The sequence below is a fragment of the Achromobacter ruhlandii genome (assembly GCF_902859695.1).
GTDB classification, from domain to species: domain Bacteria; phylum Pseudomonadota; class Gammaproteobacteria; order Burkholderiales; family Burkholderiaceae_B; genus Achromobacter; species Achromobacter ruhlandii.
Window position 1 is genome coordinate 331,208 of record NZ_CADIJL010000001.1, and the last position, 19,484, is coordinate 350,691.

Annotated in this window: 17 protein-coding genes and 1 pseudogene; 10 read left to right on the forward strand and 8 right to left on the reverse strand. The window is 67.3% G+C overall.

Annotated elements, in window-relative coordinates:
* Position 1: 1 nt before the first annotated feature.
* The 6 genes from gsiB (at position 2) to HV742_RS01505 (ending at position 7,464) form a co-directional block, all read left to right on the forward strand.
* Positions 2-1,555, forward strand: a complete 1,554-nt coding sequence (gsiB, locus tag HV742_RS01480) for a glutathione ABC transporter substrate-binding protein GsiB (protein WP_100503952.1) — start codon at positions 2-4, stop codon at positions 1,553-1,555.
* 92 nt (positions 1,556-1,647) lie between these two features.
* Positions 1,648-2,568, forward strand: a complete 921-nt coding sequence (gsiC, locus tag HV742_RS01485; protein WP_049072229.1) for a glutathione ABC transporter permease GsiC — start codon at positions 1,648-1,650, stop codon at positions 2,566-2,568.
* A 7-nt stretch (positions 2,569-2,575) separates the two neighbouring features.
* Positions 2,576-3,478, forward strand: coding sequence for a glutathione ABC transporter permease GsiD (gene gsiD, locus HV742_RS01490; protein ID WP_049072230.1), 903 nt, complete (start codon positions 2,576-2,578; stop codon positions 3,476-3,478).
* 169 nt (positions 3,479-3,647) lie between these two features.
* Positions 3,648-4,742, forward strand: a complete 1,095-nt coding sequence (locus HV742_RS01495; RefSeq protein ID WP_175144328.1) for a DmpA family aminopeptidase — start codon at positions 3,648-3,650, stop codon at positions 4,740-4,742.
* A gap of 20 nt (positions 4,743-4,762) precedes the next feature.
* Positions 4,763-5,665: a M55 family metallopeptidase gene (locus HV742_RS01500; protein ID WP_175144329.1), complete on the forward strand. Its 903-nt coding sequence runs from the start codon at positions 4,763-4,765 to the stop codon at positions 5,663-5,665.
* Positions 5,666-5,673: 8 nt separating this feature from the next.
* Positions 5,674-7,464 carry an aminopeptidase P family protein gene (locus HV742_RS01505; RefSeq protein WP_054416796.1) on the forward strand — a complete coding sequence of 597 codons (1,791 nt, stop codon included), beginning with the start codon at positions 5,674-5,676 and terminating at the stop codon, positions 7,462-7,464.
* Between the two features lie 84 nt (positions 7,465-7,548).
* Here the strand turns inward: HV742_RS01505 and HV742_RS01510 are convergent, their stop codons facing one another.
* Positions 7,549-8,556: a hypothetical protein gene (locus tag HV742_RS01510; RefSeq protein WP_175144330.1), complete on the reverse strand. Its 1,008-nt coding sequence runs from the start codon at positions 8,554-8,556 to the stop codon at positions 7,549-7,551.
* Positions 8,557-8,751: 195 nt separating this feature from the next.
* Between HV742_RS01510 and pyrG the strand changes: the two genes are divergently transcribed.
* The 4 genes from pyrG to ftsB all read left to right on the forward strand — a co-directional run bounded on the left by pyrG (position 8,752) and on the right by ftsB (position 12,703).
* Positions 8,752-10,404, forward strand: a complete 1,653-nt coding sequence (gene pyrG, locus HV742_RS01515; RefSeq protein WP_006389343.1) for a CTP synthase — start codon at positions 8,752-8,754, stop codon at positions 10,402-10,404.
* A 227-nt stretch (positions 10,405-10,631) separates the two neighbouring features.
* Positions 10,632-10,916 carry a DUF1330 domain-containing protein gene (locus tag HV742_RS01520; protein WP_006389344.1) on the forward strand — a complete coding sequence of 95 codons (285 nt, stop codon included), beginning with the start codon at positions 10,632-10,634 and terminating at the stop codon, positions 10,914-10,916.
* Between the two features lie 4 nt (positions 10,917-10,920).
* Positions 10,921-12,207 carry a phosphopyruvate hydratase gene (gene eno, locus HV742_RS01525; protein ID WP_006389345.1) on the forward strand — a complete coding sequence of 429 codons (1,287 nt, stop codon included), beginning with the start codon at positions 10,921-10,923 and terminating at the stop codon, positions 12,205-12,207.
* Between the two features lie 64 nt (positions 12,208-12,271).
* A complete protein-coding gene (gene ftsB / locus HV742_RS01530) occupies positions 12,272-12,703 on the forward strand; it encodes a cell division protein FtsB (RefSeq protein ID WP_049072235.1) in 432 nt (143 codons plus the stop codon).
* Here ftsB and HV742_RS01535 read toward each other — a convergent pair.
* The 7 genes and pseudogenes from HV742_RS01535 to HV742_RS01565 all read right to left on the reverse strand — a co-directional run bounded on the left by HV742_RS01535 (position 12,697) and on the right by HV742_RS01565 (position 19,449).
* Positions 12,697-13,287 (reverse strand): pilus assembly protein, encoded by a 591-nt coding sequence (locus HV742_RS01535; RefSeq protein ID WP_231891656.1) that lies wholly within the window; start codon positions 13,285-13,287, stop codon positions 12,697-12,699. The genes ftsB and HV742_RS01535 overlap by 7 nt on opposite strands.
* Before the next feature lie 163 nt (positions 13,288-13,450).
* Entirely contained in the window at positions 13,451-14,380 is a 930-nt protein-coding gene (gene hslO / locus HV742_RS01540; RefSeq protein ID WP_054416799.1) for an Hsp33 family molecular chaperone HslO, read from the reverse strand.
* A gap of 87 nt (positions 14,381-14,467) precedes the next feature.
* The gene (locus HV742_RS01545) at positions 14,468-14,989 is read right to left on the reverse strand and encodes a gamma carbonic anhydrase family protein (RefSeq protein WP_006389349.1); all 522 of its coding nucleotides are present in this window, start codon (positions 14,987-14,989) and stop codon (positions 14,468-14,470) included.
* A 47-nt stretch (positions 14,990-15,036) separates the two neighbouring features.
* Complete coding sequence (locus HV742_RS01550; protein WP_049072238.1) at positions 15,037-16,704, reverse strand: acetate--CoA ligase; 1,668 nt, start codon at positions 16,702-16,704, stop codon at positions 15,037-15,039.
* Between the two features lie 128 nt (positions 16,705-16,832).
* Positions 16,833-17,705, reverse strand: a complete 873-nt coding sequence (locus HV742_RS01555) for a UDP-2,3-diacylglucosamine diphosphatase (RefSeq protein ID WP_100503962.1) — start codon at positions 17,703-17,705, stop codon at positions 16,833-16,835.
* A 106-nt stretch (positions 17,706-17,811) separates the two neighbouring features.
* Entirely contained in the window at positions 17,812-18,537 is a 726-nt protein-coding gene (locus HV742_RS01560) for a site-2 protease family protein (RefSeq protein WP_175144332.1), read from the reverse strand.
* A 3-nt stretch (positions 18,538-18,540) separates the two neighbouring features.
* Positions 18,541-19,449, reverse strand: a pseudogene (locus HV742_RS01565) (DUF2167 domain-containing protein).
* Positions 19,450-19,484 lie beyond the last annotated feature (35 nt).

The window sequence follows — 19,484 nt, forward strand, 5'->3', positions numbered from 1 at the left end:
AATGATGAAAGTTCTGCGCCCCACCAAGCTGATGGCCGCCGCCGCGGTGGCCTTCGGCGTGCTCACCTCGCCGCTGGCGCATGCTGCCAAGGACGTGACGTTTGCCGTCTCCATCGCGCTGGAAACGCTCGACCCGTACAACACCAACAGCACGCTGAACCAGGCGGCCGGCAAGGCCTACTACGAAGGCCTGTTCGAGTTCGACAAGGACCTGAAGGTCCAGAAGGTCCTGGCCACCGACTACACCGTCAGCGAAGACGGCCTGGTGTATACCTTCAAGCTGCGCGATGGCGTCAAGTTCCATGACGGCACCCCGTTCAACGCCGAAGCCGTCAAGATCAACTTCGACCGTCCGGCCAACCCGGAAAACCGCCTGTCGCGCTACATCCAGTTCAGCGTCATCGACAAGACCGAAGTGGTCGATCCGCTGACCGTCAAGATCACCCTGAAGAAGCCGTTCTCGGCCTTCATCAACGCGCTGGCCCACCCGGCCGCCATGATGATCTCGCCCGCCGCCCTGGCCAAGTACGGCAAGGAAATCGGCTTCCACCCGGTCGGCACCGGCCCGTTCGAATTCGTCGAATGGAAGCCCGCTGAATACCTGAAGGTCAAGAAGTTCGACGGCTACTGGAAGAAGGGCTACCCGAAGGTCGACACCCTGACGTTCCGCACCGTCACCGACAACAACACCCGCGCCGCCGTGGTGCAGACGGGCGAAGCGCAGTTCGCTTTCCCGGTGCCGTTCGAGCAGGCCGCCGTGCTGGCCAAGAACGACAAGCTGGACGTGGTCGACCACAAGAACTCGATCATGGCCCGCTACCTGTCGATGAACACGCAGCAAAAGCCGTTCGACAACGTCAAGGTGCGTGAAGCCATCAACTACGCCATCAACAAGGACGCCCTGGCCAAGGTCGCTTTCTCGGGCTACGCCACCGTCGTCGACGGCGTCGTGCCGCAAGGCGTGGATTTTGCCCACAAGACCGGCCCGTGGCCGTACGACATCAAGAAGGCCAAGGCCCTGCTGGCCGAAGCCGGCTACCCCAACGGCTTCGAGAGCCAGCTCTGGTCCGCCTACAACGACGGCACCTCGGTGAAGGTGGTGCAGTTCCTGCAGCAGCAACTGGCGCAAGTCGGCATCAAGGTGTCGGTGGAAGTGCTGGAATCGGGCCAGCGCGTGCAGCGCGTGCAACAGGTGCAGAAGCCTGAAGACGCCAAGGTCCGCATGTACTACGCCGGCTGGTCGTCCTCGACCGGCGAAGCCGACTGGGGCCTGCGCCCGCTGCTGACCACCGCCGCGTTCCCGCCGGTGCTCAACAACGTGTCGTACTACTCGAACAAGTCGGTTGACGACGGCATCCAGCAAGCCCTGGCGACGACCGACCGCGCCAAGAAGACCGAGATCTACAAGACCGTTCAGGAAACCATCTGGAAGGACGCCCCGTGGGCCTTCCTGGTGACCCAGAACAACCTGTACGTCAAGTCGAAGAACCTGTCGGGCGTGTACGTGGAGCCGGACACCTCGTTCTGGTTCGGCGATATCGACCTGAAGCAGTAATCGCGCGGCGGTAACTCACGGGGCCGTTCGGCCCCTTGCAAGGCCACATACGGCGGGGACGCGGTGTCCCCGCCGATGTTGCAGGAATTTCAATGCTGACCTATATCGTCAAACGTCTTTTGGGCATGATCCCCACGCTGCTGCTGGTGGCCGTGGTCGTGTTCCTGTTTGTGCACATGCTTCCGGGCGACCCGGCGCGACTGGCCGCGGGCCAGGAGGCCGACCAGCAGACCGTCGAACTGGTGCGCAAGGAACTGGGCCTGGATCTGCCCCTGCCGCAGCAGTTCGTGCGCTACTTCAGCCACATGCTGCAAGGCGACCTGGGTACCTCGCTGCGTACCAAGCGTCCCGTCTCGACCGAAATCGCCGATCGCTTCATGCCCACCATGTGGCTGACGATCGCCAGTATGGCCTGGTCCGTCACCTTCGGCATGATCATCGGGATCGTGTCGGCCGTCTGGCGCAACCGCTGGCCCGATCGCCTGGGCATGACGCTGGCGGTGTCCGGTATCTCGTTCCCCGCGTTCGCGCTGGGCATGATGCTGATGCAGATCTTCTCCGTGAACCTGGGCTGGCTGCCGACCGTGGGCGCCTCCAGCTGGAAACACTACATACTTCCGTCCATCACGCTGGGCGCGGCGGTGGCCGCGGTGATGGCGCGCTTCACCCGCGCTTCCTTCGTCGAAGTGGTGCAGGAAGACTTCGTGCGCACCGCCCGCGCCAAGGGCCTGAGCGAGCGCCGCGTGGTCATCAAGCACGCGCTGCGCAACGCGCTGATTCCGGTCGTCACCATGATGGGCCTGCAGTTCGGCTTCCTCCTGGGCGGCTCGATCGTGGTCGAGACGGTGTTCAACTGGCCCGGCCTCGGCCGCCTGCTGGTCGATGCCGTGACCCAGCGCGACTACCCGGTGATCCAGGGCCTGGTGCTGCTGTTCTCGTTCGAATTCATCCTGATCAACCTGATTGTCGACGTGCTCTACGGCGTCATCAATCCCAGCATCCGTTACAAGTGAGGCGGCCATGAGCAATACGACACCCGCCGCAACCGTCGCCACCGCCGTGCCCAAGAACGACGTGCGCACGCCCGCCACCGAGTTCTGGCGCAAGTTCAAGAAGCAGAAGCTGGCCGTGGGCGCTGGCCTCTTTGTCCTGCTGCTGGTCGTGGTGGCGATCCTGGCCCCCTGGATCGTGCCGTTCGACCCGGAGAACTTCTTCGACTACGACGCGCTCAACGCCGGTCCGTCCTGGACGCACTGGCTGGGCGTGGATTCGCTGGGCCGCGACATCTTCAGCCGCATCATCATGGGCGCGCGCATCTCGCTGGCCGCCGGCTTCCTGTCCGTCGCCATGGGCGCCATCGTCGGCACCTTCATGGGCCTGATGGCGGGTTACTACGAAGGCTGGTGGGAGCGCATCACGATGCGCGTCTCCGACGTGCTGCTGGCGTTCCCCGGCATGCTGCTGGCCATCGGCGTGGTCGCGATCCTGGGCTCGAGCATGGTCAACGTGATCGTGGCCGTGGCCGTGTTCAGCGTGCCGGCGTTCGCCCGCCTGGTGCGCGGCAACACGCTGTCGATCAAGCAGATGACCTACGTCGAGGCCGTCAAGAGCGTGGGCGCATCCGACTGGACCATCATCATGCGCCACATCCTGCCCGGCACGATCTCGCCGATCGTGGTGTACGGCACGATGCGCATCGGCACCTCGATCATCACCGCGGCCAGCCTGTCGTTCCTGGGCATGGGCGCCTCGCCTCCCACGCCGGAGTGGGGCGCGATGCTGAACGAGGCGCGCGCCGACATGGTGATCGCCCCGCACGTGGCGATCTTCCCGGCGCTGGCGATCTTCCTGACCGTGCTGGCGTTCAACCTGCTGGGCGACGGCCTGCGCGACGCGCTCGATCCGAAGATCGATCGCAAGTAACCGCCAAGCGGACGATGGTTACCGCGTCGGTCGCCCCTCGGGGCTCGGCGCGTGTCATCGGTCCCCTTGCCGCCGCCCGCGTCCGGGCGCCCGCCTCGCGGCGTGCGCCACGGCTACGCAGGACGGCGGCATTTTGCATTCTGGAGCGTGGCGACACGCAGCGACAAGCATGGACAAACAAGCGTTGGACCAACCCCGCATCGGCAAGCTGGAGGCCGGCCCGCTCGATTCGATCTGCGACGTGGGCGACATCAGCGTCGGCCACTGCACGCTGGACGACGGCGCGCTGCAGACCGGCGTGACCGTGGTGCGGCCGCACGGCGGCAATCTGTTCCTGGACAAGGTGCCGGCCGCCGCCACGGTGCTGAACGGCTTCGGCAAGAGCACCGGGCTGGTCCAGGTGCAGGAACTGGGCGTGCTGGAAACGCCGATCGCGCTGACCAACACCTTCGGCGTGGGCACCGTGGCCAACGCCCAGATCCGCGCGGCGGTGGCGGCCACGCCCGAGATCGGCCGCGGCATGTCGACGGTCAATCCGCTGGTGTTCGAGTGCAATGACGGCTATCTGAATGACATCCAGGCCATGGCGGTGCAGGAATCGCACTACGCCCAGGCGCTGGCCGCCGCGGACAAGCGCATGGCGCAGGGCGCGGTCGGCGCGGGCCGTGGCATGTCGTGCTTTTCCTTCAAGGGCGGCATCGGCTCGGCCTCGCGCGTGGCCGCGATCCAGCCTGACCTGCGCTACACCGTCGGCGCGCTGGTGCTGGCCAATTTCGGTCGCCTGCCCAACCTGACCGTGGCCGGCCGGCCCTTCGGCCGGCGGCTGGCGTACCAATTGGACCGCGGCCTGGCGCAGGCGGGAGAGAACGCCGCCATCGTGCCGGAGAAGGGCTCCATCATCCTGCTGGTGGCCACCGACGCGCCGCTGGATGCGCGCCAGTTGCGCCGACTGTCGCTGCGCGCCGGCGCCGGCCTGGCCCGCACCGGCTCGGTGTTCGGCCATGGCAGCGGCGACATCGCGCTGGCGTTCTCCACCGCCTACACCGTGCCGCAACAGGCCGAGCGGCCGATGCCGGCGCTGGCCATGCTGCACGAAACCCGCATCGATCCGCTGTTCGAAGCGGCGGCCGAGGCCTGCGAGCAGGCCATCATCGCCGCGCTGTGGCGGGCCGAAGGCGTGCAGGGCCGCGACGGCCATCACCGCGCCGCCATCCGCGATGCCGCGCCCGACTGGCGCCAATGGCTGGCGGACACCGAATTCTGAATCCCACCAAGGCACTCCCCATGAAGATCCTGATTTCCACCGATATCGAAGGCGTTGCCGGCGTCTTCCACGCCGAACAAGTGCGCGCCGGCAACGGCGAATACGAACGCGCCCGCGCCTGGATGACCGCCGAGGCCAACGCGGCCGTGCAGGGCGCCATCGCTGGCGGCGCCGAAGAGATCCTGGTCAACGATTCGCACGGCGGTTTCCGCAACCTGCTGCCGGACGGCATCGACGAACGCGCCCGCCTGGTGCTGGGCAAGCCGCGCTACCTGGGCATGATGGGCGGCCTGGAAGAGGGCTGCGACGCCGTCTTCATGATCGGCTATCACTCGCGCTCGCAGGGCCGCGGCATCCTCGCGCACACCATCAACAGCTTCGCTTTCTCGCGCGTCTTCATCAATGGCATGGAGCTGGGCGAGGCCGGCCTGTACGGCGCGCTGGCCGGTGAAATGGGCGTGCCCGTCATCCTGGCCACCGGCGACGACGTGTTCATCGCCGAGACCACCGACCTGTTCCCCGGCGCGCAGTGGGTGCAGACCAAGGTGGCGCACGGCCAGGGCAGCGGCGTGACGCTGTCGCCGGCGGCCTCGCGTCGCGCGATCGCCACCGCCGCGGAGACCGCCGTGCGCAACTTGAAGGGAACGACCCCCACGCCGCGCCCGCAAGGCGGGCTTGCTGCCCCCCAGGGGGGCGCTTCCACCTCGGGGCGGCCCAGCGGTGGAAAGGCGGTTCCGTTCCGCATCCCCGCCCCTATAGAATGCCGGTTGCAGACCCAGAGCGCGGCGCTCGCCGACCTGTTCTGCATGTGGCCCACGCTGGAGCGCGTGGACGGCGTGACGCTGCGGTTCACCACCGACAGCATGCAGGCCGCCGTTCGCACCCTGAACAGCCTGGCCGCCATGTCCTTCATGTTGCGCTAAGGAAACCCATGTCCAGCACCGACACCCGTATCGCCCAACTGCGGCAGGCCATGCGCCGCCGCGGCCTGTCCGCCTATATCGTGCCGTCCTCGGATCCGCACCTGTCCGAATACCTGCCGGCGCGCTGGCAGGGCCGGCGCTGGCTGTCGGGCTTCACGGGGTCGGTGGGCACGCTGGTGGTGACCGCCGATTTCGCCGGCCTGTGGGTCGACAGCCGCTACTGGGTGCAGGCCGAGGCGCAACTGGCCGGCACCGGGGTGCAGCTGATGAAGATCGCCGTCGCCACCACGCCGGGCCATGTGGACTGGCTGGCCGCCAACACCCGCGCCGGTGATGTCATCGGCGTCGATGGGCAGGTGCTGGGCCTGGCCGCGTTCCGCGCGCTGTCGGTGGCCGCCGCCACGTCCGGCGCCACGCTGGAGATCCGCGCCGACCTGCTGGACGATATCTGGACCGACCGCGCCGGCCTGCCGCTGGCCGCGATCTACGAACACGTGGCGCCGCAGGCCTGCGTCACGCGCGCCGACAAGCTGGCCCAGGTGCGCGCCGCCATGCGCGCCCATGGCGCCGACGTGCATTTCATCAGCACGCTCGACGACATCGCCTGGCTCTTCAACCTGCGCGGCGCCGATGTCGACTACAACCCGGTGTTCGTCGGCCATGCGCTGCTCGGCCTGGACCACGCCACGCTGTTCGTGGCTGACGGCAAGATCGACGCCGCGCTGCGCGCCACCCTGGCCGCCGATGGCGTCGAAGTGGCCGATTACGCCCAGGCCGCCGACGCGCTGGCCTCGCTCGAACTGGACCAGAAGCTGCTGATCGACCCGGCCCGCGTCACCTGCGGCGTGTTCCACGCGATGGACCCGGCCGTGCCGCGCGTCGAGGCCATCAACCCGTCCACGCTGCTCAAGTCACGCAAGACCGACGCTGAACTGGCCAATGTGCGCCAGGCCATGGCGCAGGACGGGGCGGCGCTGTGCGAATTCTTCGCCTGGTTCGAGGGCGCGCTGGGCAACGAGCGCATCACCGAGCTGACTATCGACGAACAGATCACCGCCGCCCGCGCGCGCCGGCCGGACTACGTCTGCCCCAGCTTCGCCACCATCGCCGGCTTCAACGCCAACGGCGCCATGCCGCACTACCGCGCCACGGCCGAGTCGCACGCCACCATCGAAGGCGACGGCCTGCTGCTGATCGATTCCGGCGGCCAGTACCTGGGCGGCACCACCGACATCACCCGCGTGGTCGCGGTGGGCACGCCCAGCGCCGACCAGAAGGTCGACTTCACGCTGGTGCTCAAGGGCATGATCGCGCTGTCGCGCGCCTCGTTCCCGCGCGGCACGCCGTCGCCGATGCTGGACGCCATCGCGCGCGCCCCGATCTGGGAAGGCGGCGCCGAATACGGCCACGGCACCGGCCACGGCGTGGGCTACTTCCTGAACGTGCACGAAGGCCCGCAGGTCATCTCGTATCGCGCGGTTCCCGGTCCGCACACGGCCATGGAGCCGGGCATGATCACGTCCAACGAACCGGGCATCTATCGTCCCGGCCGCTGGGGCGTGCGCATCGAGAACCTGGTGGCCAACCGCGCCTGGCTGACGTCCGAGCTGGGCGAGTTCCTGTGTTTCGAGACGCTGACGCTGTGCCCGATCGACACGCGCTGCATCGAGCCGTCGCTGCTGCGCGCGGATGAAATCGCGTGGCTCAACGACTATCACAAGACCGTGTTCGAGCGCCTGTCGCCCTTGGTCGAGGGCGAAGCGCTGGCCTGGCTGGAACGCCGCACCGCGGCCATCTGACGGTCGCGTCCTGCAATGACAAAAGGCCCCAACGGGGCCTTTTGTCATTGCGCTTGCGGCGTCGCGCCTTCGCGCGGCGGCGCTTCAGGCCGGCGCGTTCGCCGGCGGCGTCTCGCGATGCCGGTAGAACAGCCGGGCGCCGGCATAGCATCCCAGCGCGATCAGCGCGCCATAGATCAGCAGCGACACCGCGGTCGTCATGTACGACTCGGCGGCGCGCATCAGCTGGTCCCAGGTCATGTTCCAGAGGATCAGGAAGGCCAGGCCGACGCCAAGCACCTGCGTCAGCCAGAACGCGAAGGTGCCGTGGGCGATGGCGCGGCCGAACCCGGCCGTGCCCAGCGTCCGTGGCAGGCTTTTGAGGCAGACCCACGCCGCCAGGCCCAGGATCAGGGCCGGCAGCACCCAGTAGCCAAGGGCGTACTCCAGCAGTTGCTCCGAACGCACATAGGTCATGAAGTAGCCGCCCAACACCAGTCCGACGTGCAATTGCCACAGCAGCAGCGTCAGCGCGGCGATCCATGCCGCGTGGCGGGGCGTGTGGGACGGCGCCGCCGGTCCGCCGGCCGGCCTGACGCTCCAGGCCGCGATGCGCACCGCCAGCCAGGCGCCCGCGATCACCAGCAGCAGGCCACACAGTTTGAGCGGCAGCGCCATCACCAGCACCCGGGCCGGGCCGTAGTAGCCGAAAACGTTGTCCACCCATTCCCGGTTCGCCAGGACGAACGAATAGAACGCATGCTGCAACAGCGCCTGGGCGGCGGAGATCAGCACGAACAACACCAGCGAGACCGTCAACAGCACGGCCGTCATCCGGCCCGGCCGGTCGACGCCGGCGGCGTCGTGCCGGCGTAGCCAGCGTTGCGTGGTGCACCAGGTGACCAGCGCCATGAGGACGGTGCCGGCGACGATTTGCACGACCGTGGTGGCCACCATCTCGGGGCGCGCGAACGTCTCGCGGATCCGCTCGGCCAACGGGGACGCCAGCAACAGATAGGCCTGCAGCAGCGCCGCGGCGAGCAATTGCAGGCAGACGACGGCGGTGACCAGGCGCCAGGCCAGGGCGTTCGGGCGTTCGGGCGGGGCGTTCATCGGCGGCGGGCTCCTCGGGATGTCGAAATCGGGGACGAACATAGCATGGTCCCCGCCCGCGAGGCATGTCGGGGCGCCGGCCGAGTGCAGCCAAATGTTACGCCTGGCCGCTAGGGGAAAACCCAGACAAGTTCCGCCTCCCGGCTATAATCCAAATTTCCCGCACGCGCCCGCTCGTCCCGGGCGCTTATTACGATGACCAAATACGTATTTGTCACCGGCGGAGTGGTGTCTTCCCTGGGCAAGGGCATCGCCGCTGCGTCGCTCGCCGCCATCCTCGAGTCGCGTGGTCTGCAGGTCACCATGCTCAAGCTCGACCCCTACATCAACGTCGATCCGGGCACCATGAGCCCGTTCCAGCACGGTGAAGTGTTCGTCACGGAAGACGGCGCCGAAACCGACCTGGACCTGGGCCACTACGAGCGTTTCGTCTCCGCCCGCATGCACAAGGTGAACAACTTCACCACCGGGCAGATCTACGAATCGGTGCTGCGCAAGGAGCGCCGGGGCGACTACCTGGGCAAGACCGTCCAGGTCATTCCGCACATCACCAACGAGATCCAGGACTTCATCGCCCGTGGCGCGGACGCCGCCTGGAACGGCAACACCGACGTCGCCATCGTCGAGATCGGCGGCACCGTGGGCGACATCGAATCGCTGCCCTTCCTGGAAGCCGCGCGCCAGATGAGCCTGCGCATGGGCCGCAACAATGCCGCCTTCGTGCACCTGACGCTGGTGCCGTTCATCGCGTCCGCCGGCGAACTCAAGACCAAGCCCACCCAGCACTCGGTGCAGAAGCTGCGCGAAATCGGCATCTACCCGAACGCGCTGCTGTGCCGCGCCGACCGTCCCATTCCGGACGACGAGCGCGCCAAGATCTCGATGTTCTCCAACGTCCCCCTGGATGCCGTCATCTCGGTGTGGGACGCCGACTCGATCTACAAGATCCCGGCCATGCTGCACAAGCAGGGCGTGGACAACATCGTCTGCGAAGCGCTGGGCCTGACCCCGCCGCCGGCCGACCTGTCCATGTGGGACAACCTGGTCGACGCGCTCGAACACCCCGAGCACCAGCTGACCATCGGCATGGTCGGCAAGTACGTCGACCTGACCGAGTCGTACAAGTCGCTGACCGAAGCCCTGGTGCACGCCGGCATCCATACGCGCTCCAAGATCAATATCGAGTACATCGATTCCGAAGACATCGAAACCCGCGGCACCGACCAGCTCAAGCACCTGGACGCCATCCTGGTGCCGGGCGGCTTCGGCAAGCGCGGCACCGAAGGCAAGATCGCCGCGATCCGCTACGCCCGTGAAAACGGCGTGCCGTACCTGGGCATCTGCCTGGGCATGCAGCTGGCCGTGATCGAATTCGCGCGCCACGTGGCCGGCCTGGGCGGCGCCAACAGCACCGAGTTCGATCCGTCGGCGCCGCATCCCGTGGTGGCCCTGATCACCGAATGGATGGACCGCGAAGGCAAGGTCGAAAAGCGCGACAACTCGTCCGACCTGGGCGGCACCATGCGCAAGGGCGCGCAGCGCGTGCCGATCAAGCCGGGCACCCGCGCCCAGTCGATCTACGGCGACGAAGTCAACGAACGCCATCGCCACCGCTACGAAGTCAACAACGTCTACGTGCCGCGCCTCGAAGAGGCCGGCATGGTGATCAGCGCGCGCACCCCGACCGAGAACCTGCCGGAAATCATGGAACTGCCCGACCACCCCTGGTTCGTCGGCGTCCAGTTCCACCCGGAGTTCACGTCCACCCCGCGTGACGGCCACCCGCTGTTCTCCAGCTACATCCGCGCCGCCATCGAGCAGAAGGCTCGCCGCGGCCAGGGGGCGTAATGGCGGTCGGCGGCCCCGAGCCGCGCATTTGCGCCGCCCGGGCCGCCGGCCTTATTCCCGCCGTCGCTCCTGGCGGACAACGCGCCGTGGCCTCGCGCCGCGGCGCTGCTTTCGGATACAACCACTTAGCATCGGACAGGCACGGCCCCGCCGTGTTGCGCGACACTGCCCGTGTCTCGCTGTCTGGCGCCGCGACCCCATCAATGCAACTGCCCTGAAGGAACCCCATGAGTGCCTATCTCATCGCCGACGTCACAGTGACCAAGCCCGCGCAGTACGAGGATTACAAGCGTCTGTCCACGCTCGCCATGCGCGCGTACGATGCCAAGATCCTGGTGCGCGGCGGCGAATCCCGGCACCTTGAGGGGCGTGAGCCCGGCCGCACCGTCGTCATGGAGTTTCCCTCCATGGCCGCGGCCCAGGCCTTCTACGACTCCTGGCAGTACCGACGCGCCCGCAATGCCCGTGAAGGCGCGGCCGTGATGAATATGTTTATCGTTCAGGGAATGTAAAGTCATGAGTGCAATCGTCGATATCATCGGCCGCGAGATTCTGGATTCGCGCGGCAACCCGACCGTCGAATGTGACGTGTTGCTGGAATCCGGCGCCATGGGCCGCGCGGCCGTGCCGTCGGGCGCGTCCACCGGCGCCCGCGAAGCCATCGAGCTGCGCGACGGCGACAAGGGCCGCTACCTCGGCAAGGGCGTGCTGCGCGCCGTCGAGAACCTCAATACCGAAATCTCGGAAGCGCTGATGGGCCTGGACGCCCAGGAGCAGACCTTCGTCGATCGCACCCTGATCGAGCTGGACGGCACCGAGTCCAAGGAACGCCTGGGCGCCAACGCCATCCTGGCCGCCTCGATGGCCGTGGCCCGCGCCGCCGCCGACGAGTCCGGCCTGTCGCTGTACCGCTACTTCGGCGGCAGCGGCCCCATGAGCATGCCGGTGCCGATGATGAACGTCATCAACGGCGGCGCGCACGCCAACAACACCCTCGACCTGCAGGAACTGATGATCCTGCCGGTGGGAGCGGGCAGCTTCCGCGAGGCCCTGCGCTGGGGCGCCGAAGTCTTCCACATGCTCAAGAAGCTGATCCACGGCCAGGGCATGTCCACGGCGGTGGGCGACGAGGGCGGTTTCGCCCCCAACGTGGCCAGCCACGAAGCCGCCATCCAGTTGATCCTGAAGGCCATCACCGAAGCCGGCTACGAGCCGGGCACGCAGATCGCCCTGGGCCTGGACTGCGCCAGCTCCGAGTTCTACCGCGACGGCAAGTACACGCTGGCCGGCGAAGGCGGCATCTCGCTGTCCTCGCAGGAATTCACCAACCTGCTGGCGACCTGGTGCGACAAGTACCCGATCATCTCGATCGAAGACGGCATGGCCGAAAACGACTGGGAAGGCTGGAAGCTGCTGACCGACCAGCTCGGCAAGAAGGTGCAGCTGGTGGGCGACGACCTGTTCGTCACCAACACCAAGATCCTGCGCGAAGGCATCCAGAAGGGCGTCGCCAACTCGATCCTCATCAAGATCAACCAGATCGGCACCCTGACCGAAACCTTCGCCGCCATCGAAATGGCCAAGCGTGCCGGCTACACCGCCGTCGTCTCGCACCGTTCGGGCGAAACCGAGGATTCGACCATCGCCGACATCGCCGTGGCCACCAACGCCATGCAGATCAAGACCGGCTCGCTGTCGCGTTCGGATCGCATGGCCAAGTACAACCAGCTGCTGCGCATCGAGGAAGAACTGGCCGAAGTCGCGTCGTACCCCGGCCTGGAAGCCTTCTACAACTTGCGTTAATGTAAGCGGGCCGCGGCACGCGCCGCGGCCTTGTTAGCGCCACGACTGCTGAGGGTTCCCGCGTATGCGCCTGTTGTTCCTGGTGCTGTTCGTGCTGGTAGGGCTGATCCAATACCCGCTCTGGCTGGGTAAGGGCGGCTGGTTCAAGGTCTGGGACCTGCAACGCCAGGTGGCGGCGCAGCGCGAGACCAACGAAGGCCTGCGCGCGCGCAACGCCGCCCTCGAAGCGGAAGTCCGTGACCTGGACAACGGCTCCGGCGCCATCGAGGAACGGGCGCGGGGCGAACTGGGCATGATGCGCGAAGGCGAAGTCTTCGTGCACATCCTGCCCCAGAACACCCAGCCGCCCGCGGGCGGCGCCTCGTTGGCCACCGATGCGGCCAGTCGGCCCGCCACGCCCACGCGCGCCAGCGCCCCGGCCACCCCGGCCGCCCGGCCGGCCAATGCCCGTCCCGCCAGCGGCAATGCCGCCGGCAACGCCAACACCCGTCACTGACTTGCCGCCGGCGCGTCCGTGCGCGGGCAGCGCAGGCGACGGCAAGCGCCTTGCACCATGCCGGCCGGCGGCGGCCGCCCCCGGGCTTCATCCCGCGGTTCCGAGTGCATTTCCATGACGAGTTCCATGCCGATCGGCGCCAGTCCGTGGCGCCACGCCTGCCCGCCATAGCTGTCGTCGGCCGGGGCCAGGGCCGCCAGCAGCGTCCGTAGCGGCGCCAGCAAGGGCCGGTACAGGTAGGTCAGCCGCAGCTTGAGCGTGCCGCCTTGGGGGCGACCATCCGGCGCGCGGGCATGGCCATCGGAAGGGAGGGGCCGCAGGATTTCGATGCGCCACGGCGGCATGCCCATCAGGGCCGCGCCGCGTTCGAGATCGCGCGCCTGCCGGCGGCGGGCGCCGGCCGCCCCTCCGGGGCCGGCATGCAGGGGCAGCAACGCCCGCAGGAAGGCTGCCCGCATGAGGGCGGGGTCGGCGTGTCCGGTGCTGCCCGCGCGGGCGGCTTCCATCAGGGCCAACTGGGCGACCTGGCGGGTGAGCTGCCAGCGCGCGGCCTCCAGCGCCAGGAGCGCTAGCAGCAGCGCCATGGCCGCGGCCAGGGTGAACTCGAGGGCGGCGGCACCCCGTTGCGGCGGGTGCCTGCCGCGCCGGGATGGGGCGCAAAAAAAGGCGGTCATGGCCGGCCAGTGTGGCGCGGGCATGACCGCCTGTCGATGCGTACAAGCCGAGGGGGCAGCCCTCGGCGCGGGTTCAATGCACGGTGGGCGGCGTGTCGCCGTTGGCCGGCTGGCCGCCGGTGAACAGCGCGGCGCAATCGACCGCGTCGAAGACGTAAGGCTTGCCGCAGAAGTCGCAGGCCACGTCGACCTGGCCGCGCTCGGCCAGGATGTCGTCGACCTCGGCCTGTCCCAGCGAGCGCAGCATGTTGGCCACGCGTTCGCGGGTGCAGGGACAGTGCCAGCGCACCGGCTGCGGATCGAAGGCCACCAGAGTCTCTTCCCAGTACAGCCGGTGGATCAGGGTGTCGATATCCGTGGCCAGCAGTTCGTCGCGCTTGAGCGTGGCGGCCAGCGCCGCGGCGCGGTCCCAGGTCTCGGCGGCGGCCTGTTCGGTCAGGACGGGATTGTCCGAGCCGCCGTGGTAAGGCAGGCGCTGGATCAGCAGGCCGGCGGCATGGTCGGCATCGGCGGCCAGCCACAGGCGCGTGTCGAGCTGTTCCGAGGCTTTCATATAGTGCTGCAGCGCTTCGGCGACGGTCTCGCCTTCCAGGGGCACGATGCCCTGGTACGCCTGCTGGCCGGGCACCTTGTTCTGGGGATCCAGCACCACGATGAAGCGGCCGTTGCCGCCGGGGTTCAGCAGGCTCTGCATGTCGCCATCGGCCGGCACCGCGTGGCCTTCGCGCACCTTGACGGTGGCGCGCAGGCTGAGGTCAGCGCGGCATTCCACCACCAGTAGGGCGATCGGGCCGTCGCCCTGGATCTGCAGCACCAGCGAGCCGTCGAACTTGATATTCGCGGCCAGCAGGGTGGAGGCCGCCACCAGTTCGCCCAGCAGGTGGGTGATGGCGGGCGGGTAGTCGTGGTTGGCCTGGACGGCCTTCCAGGTATCCGTGAGGCGCACCGCTTGGACGCGGACGCTGCGGTCTTCGAGGAGGTATTTCTTGAGCTGATCGGTCATGGGAGAATGTTAGCCGATCGCGCGGCCGATTCCCCCTGTCGGCGGCAGGGACGTAGGGGGTCTTGCGGGGTGTTCCCGGCGGCGCGGTCAGGCCAGCCGTTTCAGGGCCGTCTTGTAGTGTTGGCCGCGCGCCACGTAATGGGCGGTGTTCTTGTGCAGATTGGCGATTTCCTCGTCCGACAGCTCGCGCACGATCTTGCCGATGCCGATGACCAGGGAGTTGTCCGGAATCACCCGGTCTTCCGGGATGATGGCGCCGGCGCCGATCAGGCAGTTGCGGCCGATCACGGCATTGTTCAGCACGATCGCCTGCATGCCCACCAGCGCGCCTTCGTGGATGGTGCAGCCATGCAGCATGGCCTGGTGGCCCACGGTGACGTTCGGGCCGATGGTCATGGGACAGCCGGTGTCCACGTGCAGCACGCTGCCCTCCTGGATATTGGTGCCCTGGCGGATCAGGATGGCATCGTTGTCGCCACGGATGGAGACATGCGACCAGATGCTGACGCCGGCTTCCAGCGTGACGTTGCCGATGATGTCGGCGCTATCGGCCACGTAGGCGGCGGGATCGATGCGGGGAATGAGGTCGTCGAGCTGGTAAATGGGCATGCCCTGTCTCCGGGTGCGGCGGCGGGTCTCTGGCGGACCCGCCCGCGTCATTGGGGCCTGGACGCCTGGGCGCGTTCTTCTTCGCGCTGGCGCAGGATGCGACGCTGGATTTTACCGGTGGTGGTCATGGGCAATTCTTCGACGAATTCGATTTCCTTGGGATACTCGTAGGGCGCCAGGCGCTCGCGCACGTGCTCCTGCAGGTTTTCGATGATGTCGCCGCGGTCGCGCTGGGCGAACTCGGGCGTCAGCACCACATAGGCCTTGACCACCGCGCCGCGCTCGGCGTCCGGCTTGGGCACCACCGCGGCATTGGCCACGGCCGGGTGCCCGATCAGGCAGCTTTCGATTTCGCCCGGGCCGATGCGGTAGCCGGACGACTTGAATACGTCATCGGCGCGGCCCGCGTACCAGAGGTAGCCGTCGGCGTCGATCCGCGCCAGGTCGCCCGTCAGGCACCAGTCGCCCTTGAACTTTGCCTGAGTGGCGGCCTCGTTGCGCCAGTAGCCCAGGAACAGCACCGGGTCGGGATAACCGTGGATATCGTAGCGATTGACGGCGATCTCGCCGGTTTCTCCCGGCGCCACCGGCTGGCCGGCGTCATCCAGCACCGCGACCCGATGGCCAGGGTAGGGCCGGCCCATGCTGCCGGGCTTGGCCGGCCAGCGCTTCTGGCTGTTGCCGACCACGTAGTTCATTTCGGTCTGGCCGAACATCTCGTTGGGCGTGACGCCCAGGGCGGACTGGCACCACTCGAACACGGTTTCGCCCACGCTTTCGCCCGCGCTCATGATCGAGCGCAGAGCCAGCTGATAGCGATTGCGCGGCTCGGGCACCGCCTTCATCATCATCTTCAGCGCCGTCGGGAACAGGAAAGTATTGGTGACCTGGTAGCGTTCCAGCAGCTCGAACGCGCGCTCGACCGAAAAGCGGCCCCGGGTGCCGACGATGGGGTGGCCGAAATACAGCGTGGGCAGCAGCGCGTCCATCATGCCGCCGGTCCAGGCCCAGTCGGCCGGCGACCAGAAAACGTCGGCGGGTCGAGGGAACCAATCCTGCGAGGCGACAAAGCCCGGCAGATTGCCGATCAGCGCGCTGTGCGGCAGCAAGGCCCCCTTGGGCGCGCCGGTGGTGCCGGAGGTGTAGAGCAGGATGGCCGGATCCGACGAACGCGTCGGCACCGGCTTGAATTCGCTCGGCTGGCGCGCCAACAGGCTGCGCCAGGGCAGGACGCGCTCGTCGGCGAAGCCGATGCCGATGATCTGTTGCAGGTTGGGGCAGTTGTCGCTGACGGCCAGCAGGTTGGCGCTGGAGGCGTGGTCGACGATGGCGACGCGGGTTTCCGAATCGCACAGGCGGCTTTGCAGGGCTTCGGGGCCGAACAGGGCCGACAGCGGCAGCACCACCGCGCCCACGCTGTAGATCGCCATGTGCGCAACCACGGTTTCAGGGCGTTGTCCCAAAACCACACCGACGCGGTCGCCGCGGCCCACGCCCATCTTCACCAGTCCATTGGCCAGTTGATTGGCGGCCTCGGCCAGCCGCGCATAGGTCCAGACCTCGCGGTTGCCGGCTTCATCTTCGTAGTAGATGGCGATGCGCCGCGCATCCGGACTACTGGATGCCCAGCGGTGGCAGCACGCTTCCGCGATGTTGAACTGGGTGGGAACCAGCCAGCGGAATGTTTGGTAGAGCACCTGATATTGGTCGTTCATGGCCCTATGTTGTGAGCATGTTGCAGCGTGAACGGGTCAGTTTTTGCCCGTTGCCCCAATTGCAAGCATGACCTAGAGGGCCGTGAACTGCAATATCCCCGTTGCGTAACGGGGACGTATAAGGGTTATCACGGGTGCTTGCCCTGGCGGCGCAGCGCCGACGGCAGCGCCGGCAAGGACAGCGAGCGCGGCTTGCGCTGCGCCGGGTCGGCCTGGCGCTCGGCCTGGATCGCGGCCCAGTCCAGCAGCTGCAGCTGGCCGTCGTGGGTCTCGGCCAGCGCCGACAGGCTTTCCACCCAGTCGCCGTCGTTGCAGTACAGGATGCCGCCCACGTCGCGCAGTTCGGCCTTGTGGATGTGGCCGCACACCACCCCGTCCAGGCCGCGGCGGCGGGCCTCGCCGGCCAGCGCTTCCTCGAAGTCGGTGATGAACGACACCGCGTTCTTGACCTTGTGCTTGAGGTACTGTGACAGCGACCAGTAATGCAGCCCCAGGCGGTGGCGCAGGCGGTTGAAATGATGGTTGATCCACAGCGCCAGCTGGTAGAGGCCGTCGCCCAGGTGCGCCAGCCAGCGGCTGTGCTGGATCACGCCGTCGAACTGGTCGCCGTGCAGCACCAGCAGCCGCAGGCCCTTGGCGGTGACGTGCACGTCCTCGTCCAGGATCTCGATGTCGCCGAAGGCGTAGCCGGCGAACTCGCGCGCGAACTCGTCATGATTGCCCGGGATGAACACCACCCGGGTGCCGTTGCGCGCCTTGCGCAGGATGCGCTGGATCACGTCGTTGTGGGCCCGCGGCCAGTGCCAGTGCTTGCGCAGCTGCCAGCCGTCGACGATGTCGCCGACCAGGTACAGGGTGTCGGAATCGTTGTGCTCGAGGAAATCCAGCAGGAACTCCGCCTTGCACCCGGCGGTGCCCAGGTGAATGTCGGAAATCCAGAGAGCGCGCCAGTGCGTGGGGCGGATTTCGTTCACGGTGCTATCCATGGGGGCTGTCGTCATGCCTGGGAATGAAACCATCCCGCGATGACCGTGACATGAAAAAAAAGTGACGCTGTTGTGACGGCCGCGCTCGTTCCGGCGGTGGCGGCCGTCAAACAGGGGAGCTTCAGCCGCGCAGGTGCCCCAGCATGTCGTGCACGTCGTGGGCCATGATCGCCAGCACGCAGACCAGGCCCAGGTAGGCGCAGGTGTAGGTCAGCTTGCTTTCCAGCGAGGTGCCGTAATAGGCCTGGTTTTCGGGCAGCGAGGGATCGTACTTGAAGGCCCGCAGCACGTTGGGCAAGGCCAGTACGGCCACCAGGATCAGGATCGGGCTGGGGCGCCAGAAGAACAGTGCCACCAGCACCGGCACGCCCACCAGCCAGATGCGCGGCGACAGCACCGCGGTGATGCGGCCGCCGTCGAAGGGCGACAGCGGGATCAGGTTGAACAGGTTGATGAAAAAGCCCGCGTAGGACAGCGCCAGCAGCAGGTCGCTGCCGGTGCTGCGCGCCGCGAAGTAGCAAGCCAGCGACGCCGCCGTGCCGGCCAGCGGCCCGCCCAGGCCCACATAGGCCTCGGTGTCGGCATCGTGCGGCATTTCCTTGAGCTGGATCCAGGCGCCGACGAACGGGATGAAGACGGGCGCGCCCACGTCCAGCCCGCGCTGGCGCGCCGCGATGTAGTGGCCCAGTTCATGCACCAGCAGCAACAGCACGAAGCCGGCCGCGTAGCGCCAGCCGAAGACGAAGGCGTAGACCGCCACCGACAGCAGCATGGTGCCGCCGGTGGCGAACAGCTTGCCGAACTTCAGGTATTTCAGCCCTGAGAACAGCAGTAGCAGCAGCTTCATCGCTCAGGGTTGTTGCTGTTCGGCCTTCTTGCCGCGAAAGCGCTTCCACAGCCCGCCGCCCAGCGCCGCGGCGGCCAGGATGCCGACCTTGGCGAACTTGGCCAGGAACGCCGCGATCACGGCGAACAGGCCCAGCTTCTTGGCGGCGACGCCCGCGACCAGTGCGGCCAGCCCGTATTCGGCGACCTTGTCGGTGGACGAGTTGAAGTCGGCGTAGCGCTTGCCTTCGACGTACTTCAGGTTGTCCAGCAGGGTCAGCACCGCGGTCTTGTCCTTCGGCACCAGGTTCTTCTGCGTGATCAGGTCCAGCGTGATGTAGCCGTCGCGGCCCAGCGCGTAGGTGTTGTAGTTGACCGTGGGGTTGTCGTTGGCCGCTTCGCCCTTGTGCTTGACGGCGACCGACCAGACCAGGCGCTGGGTGTTGCTGTCGTACTTGGGCGCCTCGACCCAACCGTCCATGACCAGCTCGGGAAAGCCGCGTTTCTTGCGTTCGACGTTGGATTCCTCGGTGCCGTCGCGCAGGCTGTCCAGCAGCTCGTTGACGTTCCAGTTCTTGGCGTCGTCGTCCTTGATGTAGCCGGCCTTGTCGAAGTTGACGGTGATGACCCAGTCGTCATCGTCGCTCTTGGGCATGACCACGCCCAAGAGCGAGGGGTCCTTGCCATTGCCGTAGGCGGCCATCAGGCGATCGGCCTGGAGGCGCGGCACGAAGAACATCGATTCGGGCAGGTGCACCACGGCCTGGTCGCCCAGCTTCACGTCGGCCGGGCCTTCCTGGGCGGCCGCCTAGGCGGCCTTCATCGCGGCTTCGATCTCCTGTTGCGCGGCGGCATTCTGGGCCGAGACGCCGAAGGGCAGGAACAACAAGGCACTGGCGGCGGCCAGCGACAGGCGGGAAAGGAATGCGCGCATGATGAGTTATTGGAGCGTCTATGAAAGGGGCCCCA

Excerpts from the sequence above, each read along its gene's own strand:
- gsiB (WP_100503952.1), top strand. The coding sequence starts at position 2 with ATGATGAAAGTTCTGCGCCCCACCAAGCTGATGGCCGCCGCCGCGGTG.
- gsiC (WP_049072229.1), top strand. The coding sequence starts at position 1,648 with ATGCTGACCTATATCGTCAAACGTCTTTTGGGCATGATCCCCACGCTG.
- gsiD (WP_049072230.1), top strand. The coding sequence starts at position 2,576 with ATGAGCAATACGACACCCGCCGCAACCGTCGCCACCGCCGTGCCCAAG.
- HV742_RS01495 (WP_175144328.1), top strand. The coding sequence starts at position 3,648 with ATGGACAAACAAGCGTTGGACCAACCCCGCATCGGCAAGCTGGAGGCC.
- HV742_RS01500 (WP_175144329.1), top strand. The coding sequence starts at position 4,763 with ATGAAGATCCTGATTTCCACCGATATCGAAGGCGTTGCCGGCGTCTTC.
- HV742_RS01505 (WP_054416796.1), top strand. The coding sequence starts at position 5,674 with ATGTCCAGCACCGACACCCGTATCGCCCAACTGCGGCAGGCCATGCGC.
- HV742_RS01510 (WP_175144330.1), bottom strand. The coding sequence starts at position 8,556 with ATGAACGCCCCGCCCGAACGCCCGAACGCCCTGGCCTGGCGCCTGGTC.
- pyrG (WP_006389343.1), top strand. The coding sequence starts at position 8,752 with ATGACCAAATACGTATTTGTCACCGGCGGAGTGGTGTCTTCCCTGGGC.
- HV742_RS01520 (WP_006389344.1), top strand. The coding sequence starts at position 10,632 with ATGAGTGCCTATCTCATCGCCGACGTCACAGTGACCAAGCCCGCGCAG.
- eno (WP_006389345.1), top strand. The coding sequence starts at position 10,921 with ATGAGTGCAATCGTCGATATCATCGGCCGCGAGATTCTGGATTCGCGC.
- ftsB (WP_049072235.1), top strand. The coding sequence starts at position 12,272 with ATGCGCCTGTTGTTCCTGGTGCTGTTCGTGCTGGTAGGGCTGATCCAA.
- HV742_RS01535 (WP_231891656.1), bottom strand. The coding sequence starts at position 13,287 with ATGGCGCTGCTGCTAGCGCTCCTGGCGCTGGAGGCCGCGCGCTGGCAG.
- hslO (WP_054416799.1), bottom strand. The coding sequence starts at position 14,380 with ATGACCGATCAGCTCAAGAAATACCTCCTCGAAGACCGCAGCGTCCGC.
- HV742_RS01545 (WP_006389349.1), bottom strand. The coding sequence starts at position 14,989 with ATGCCCATTTACCAGCTCGACGACCTCATTCCCCGCATCGATCCCGCC.
- HV742_RS01550 (WP_049072238.1), bottom strand. The coding sequence starts at position 16,704 with ATGAACGACCAATATCAGGTGCTCTACCAAACATTCCGCTGGCTGGTT.
- HV742_RS01555 (WP_100503962.1), bottom strand. The coding sequence starts at position 17,705 with ATGACGACAGCCCCCATGGATAGCACCGTGAACGAAATCCGCCCCACG.
- HV742_RS01560 (WP_175144332.1), bottom strand. The coding sequence starts at position 18,537 with ATGAAGCTGCTGCTACTGCTGTTCTCAGGGCTGAAATACCTGAAGTTC.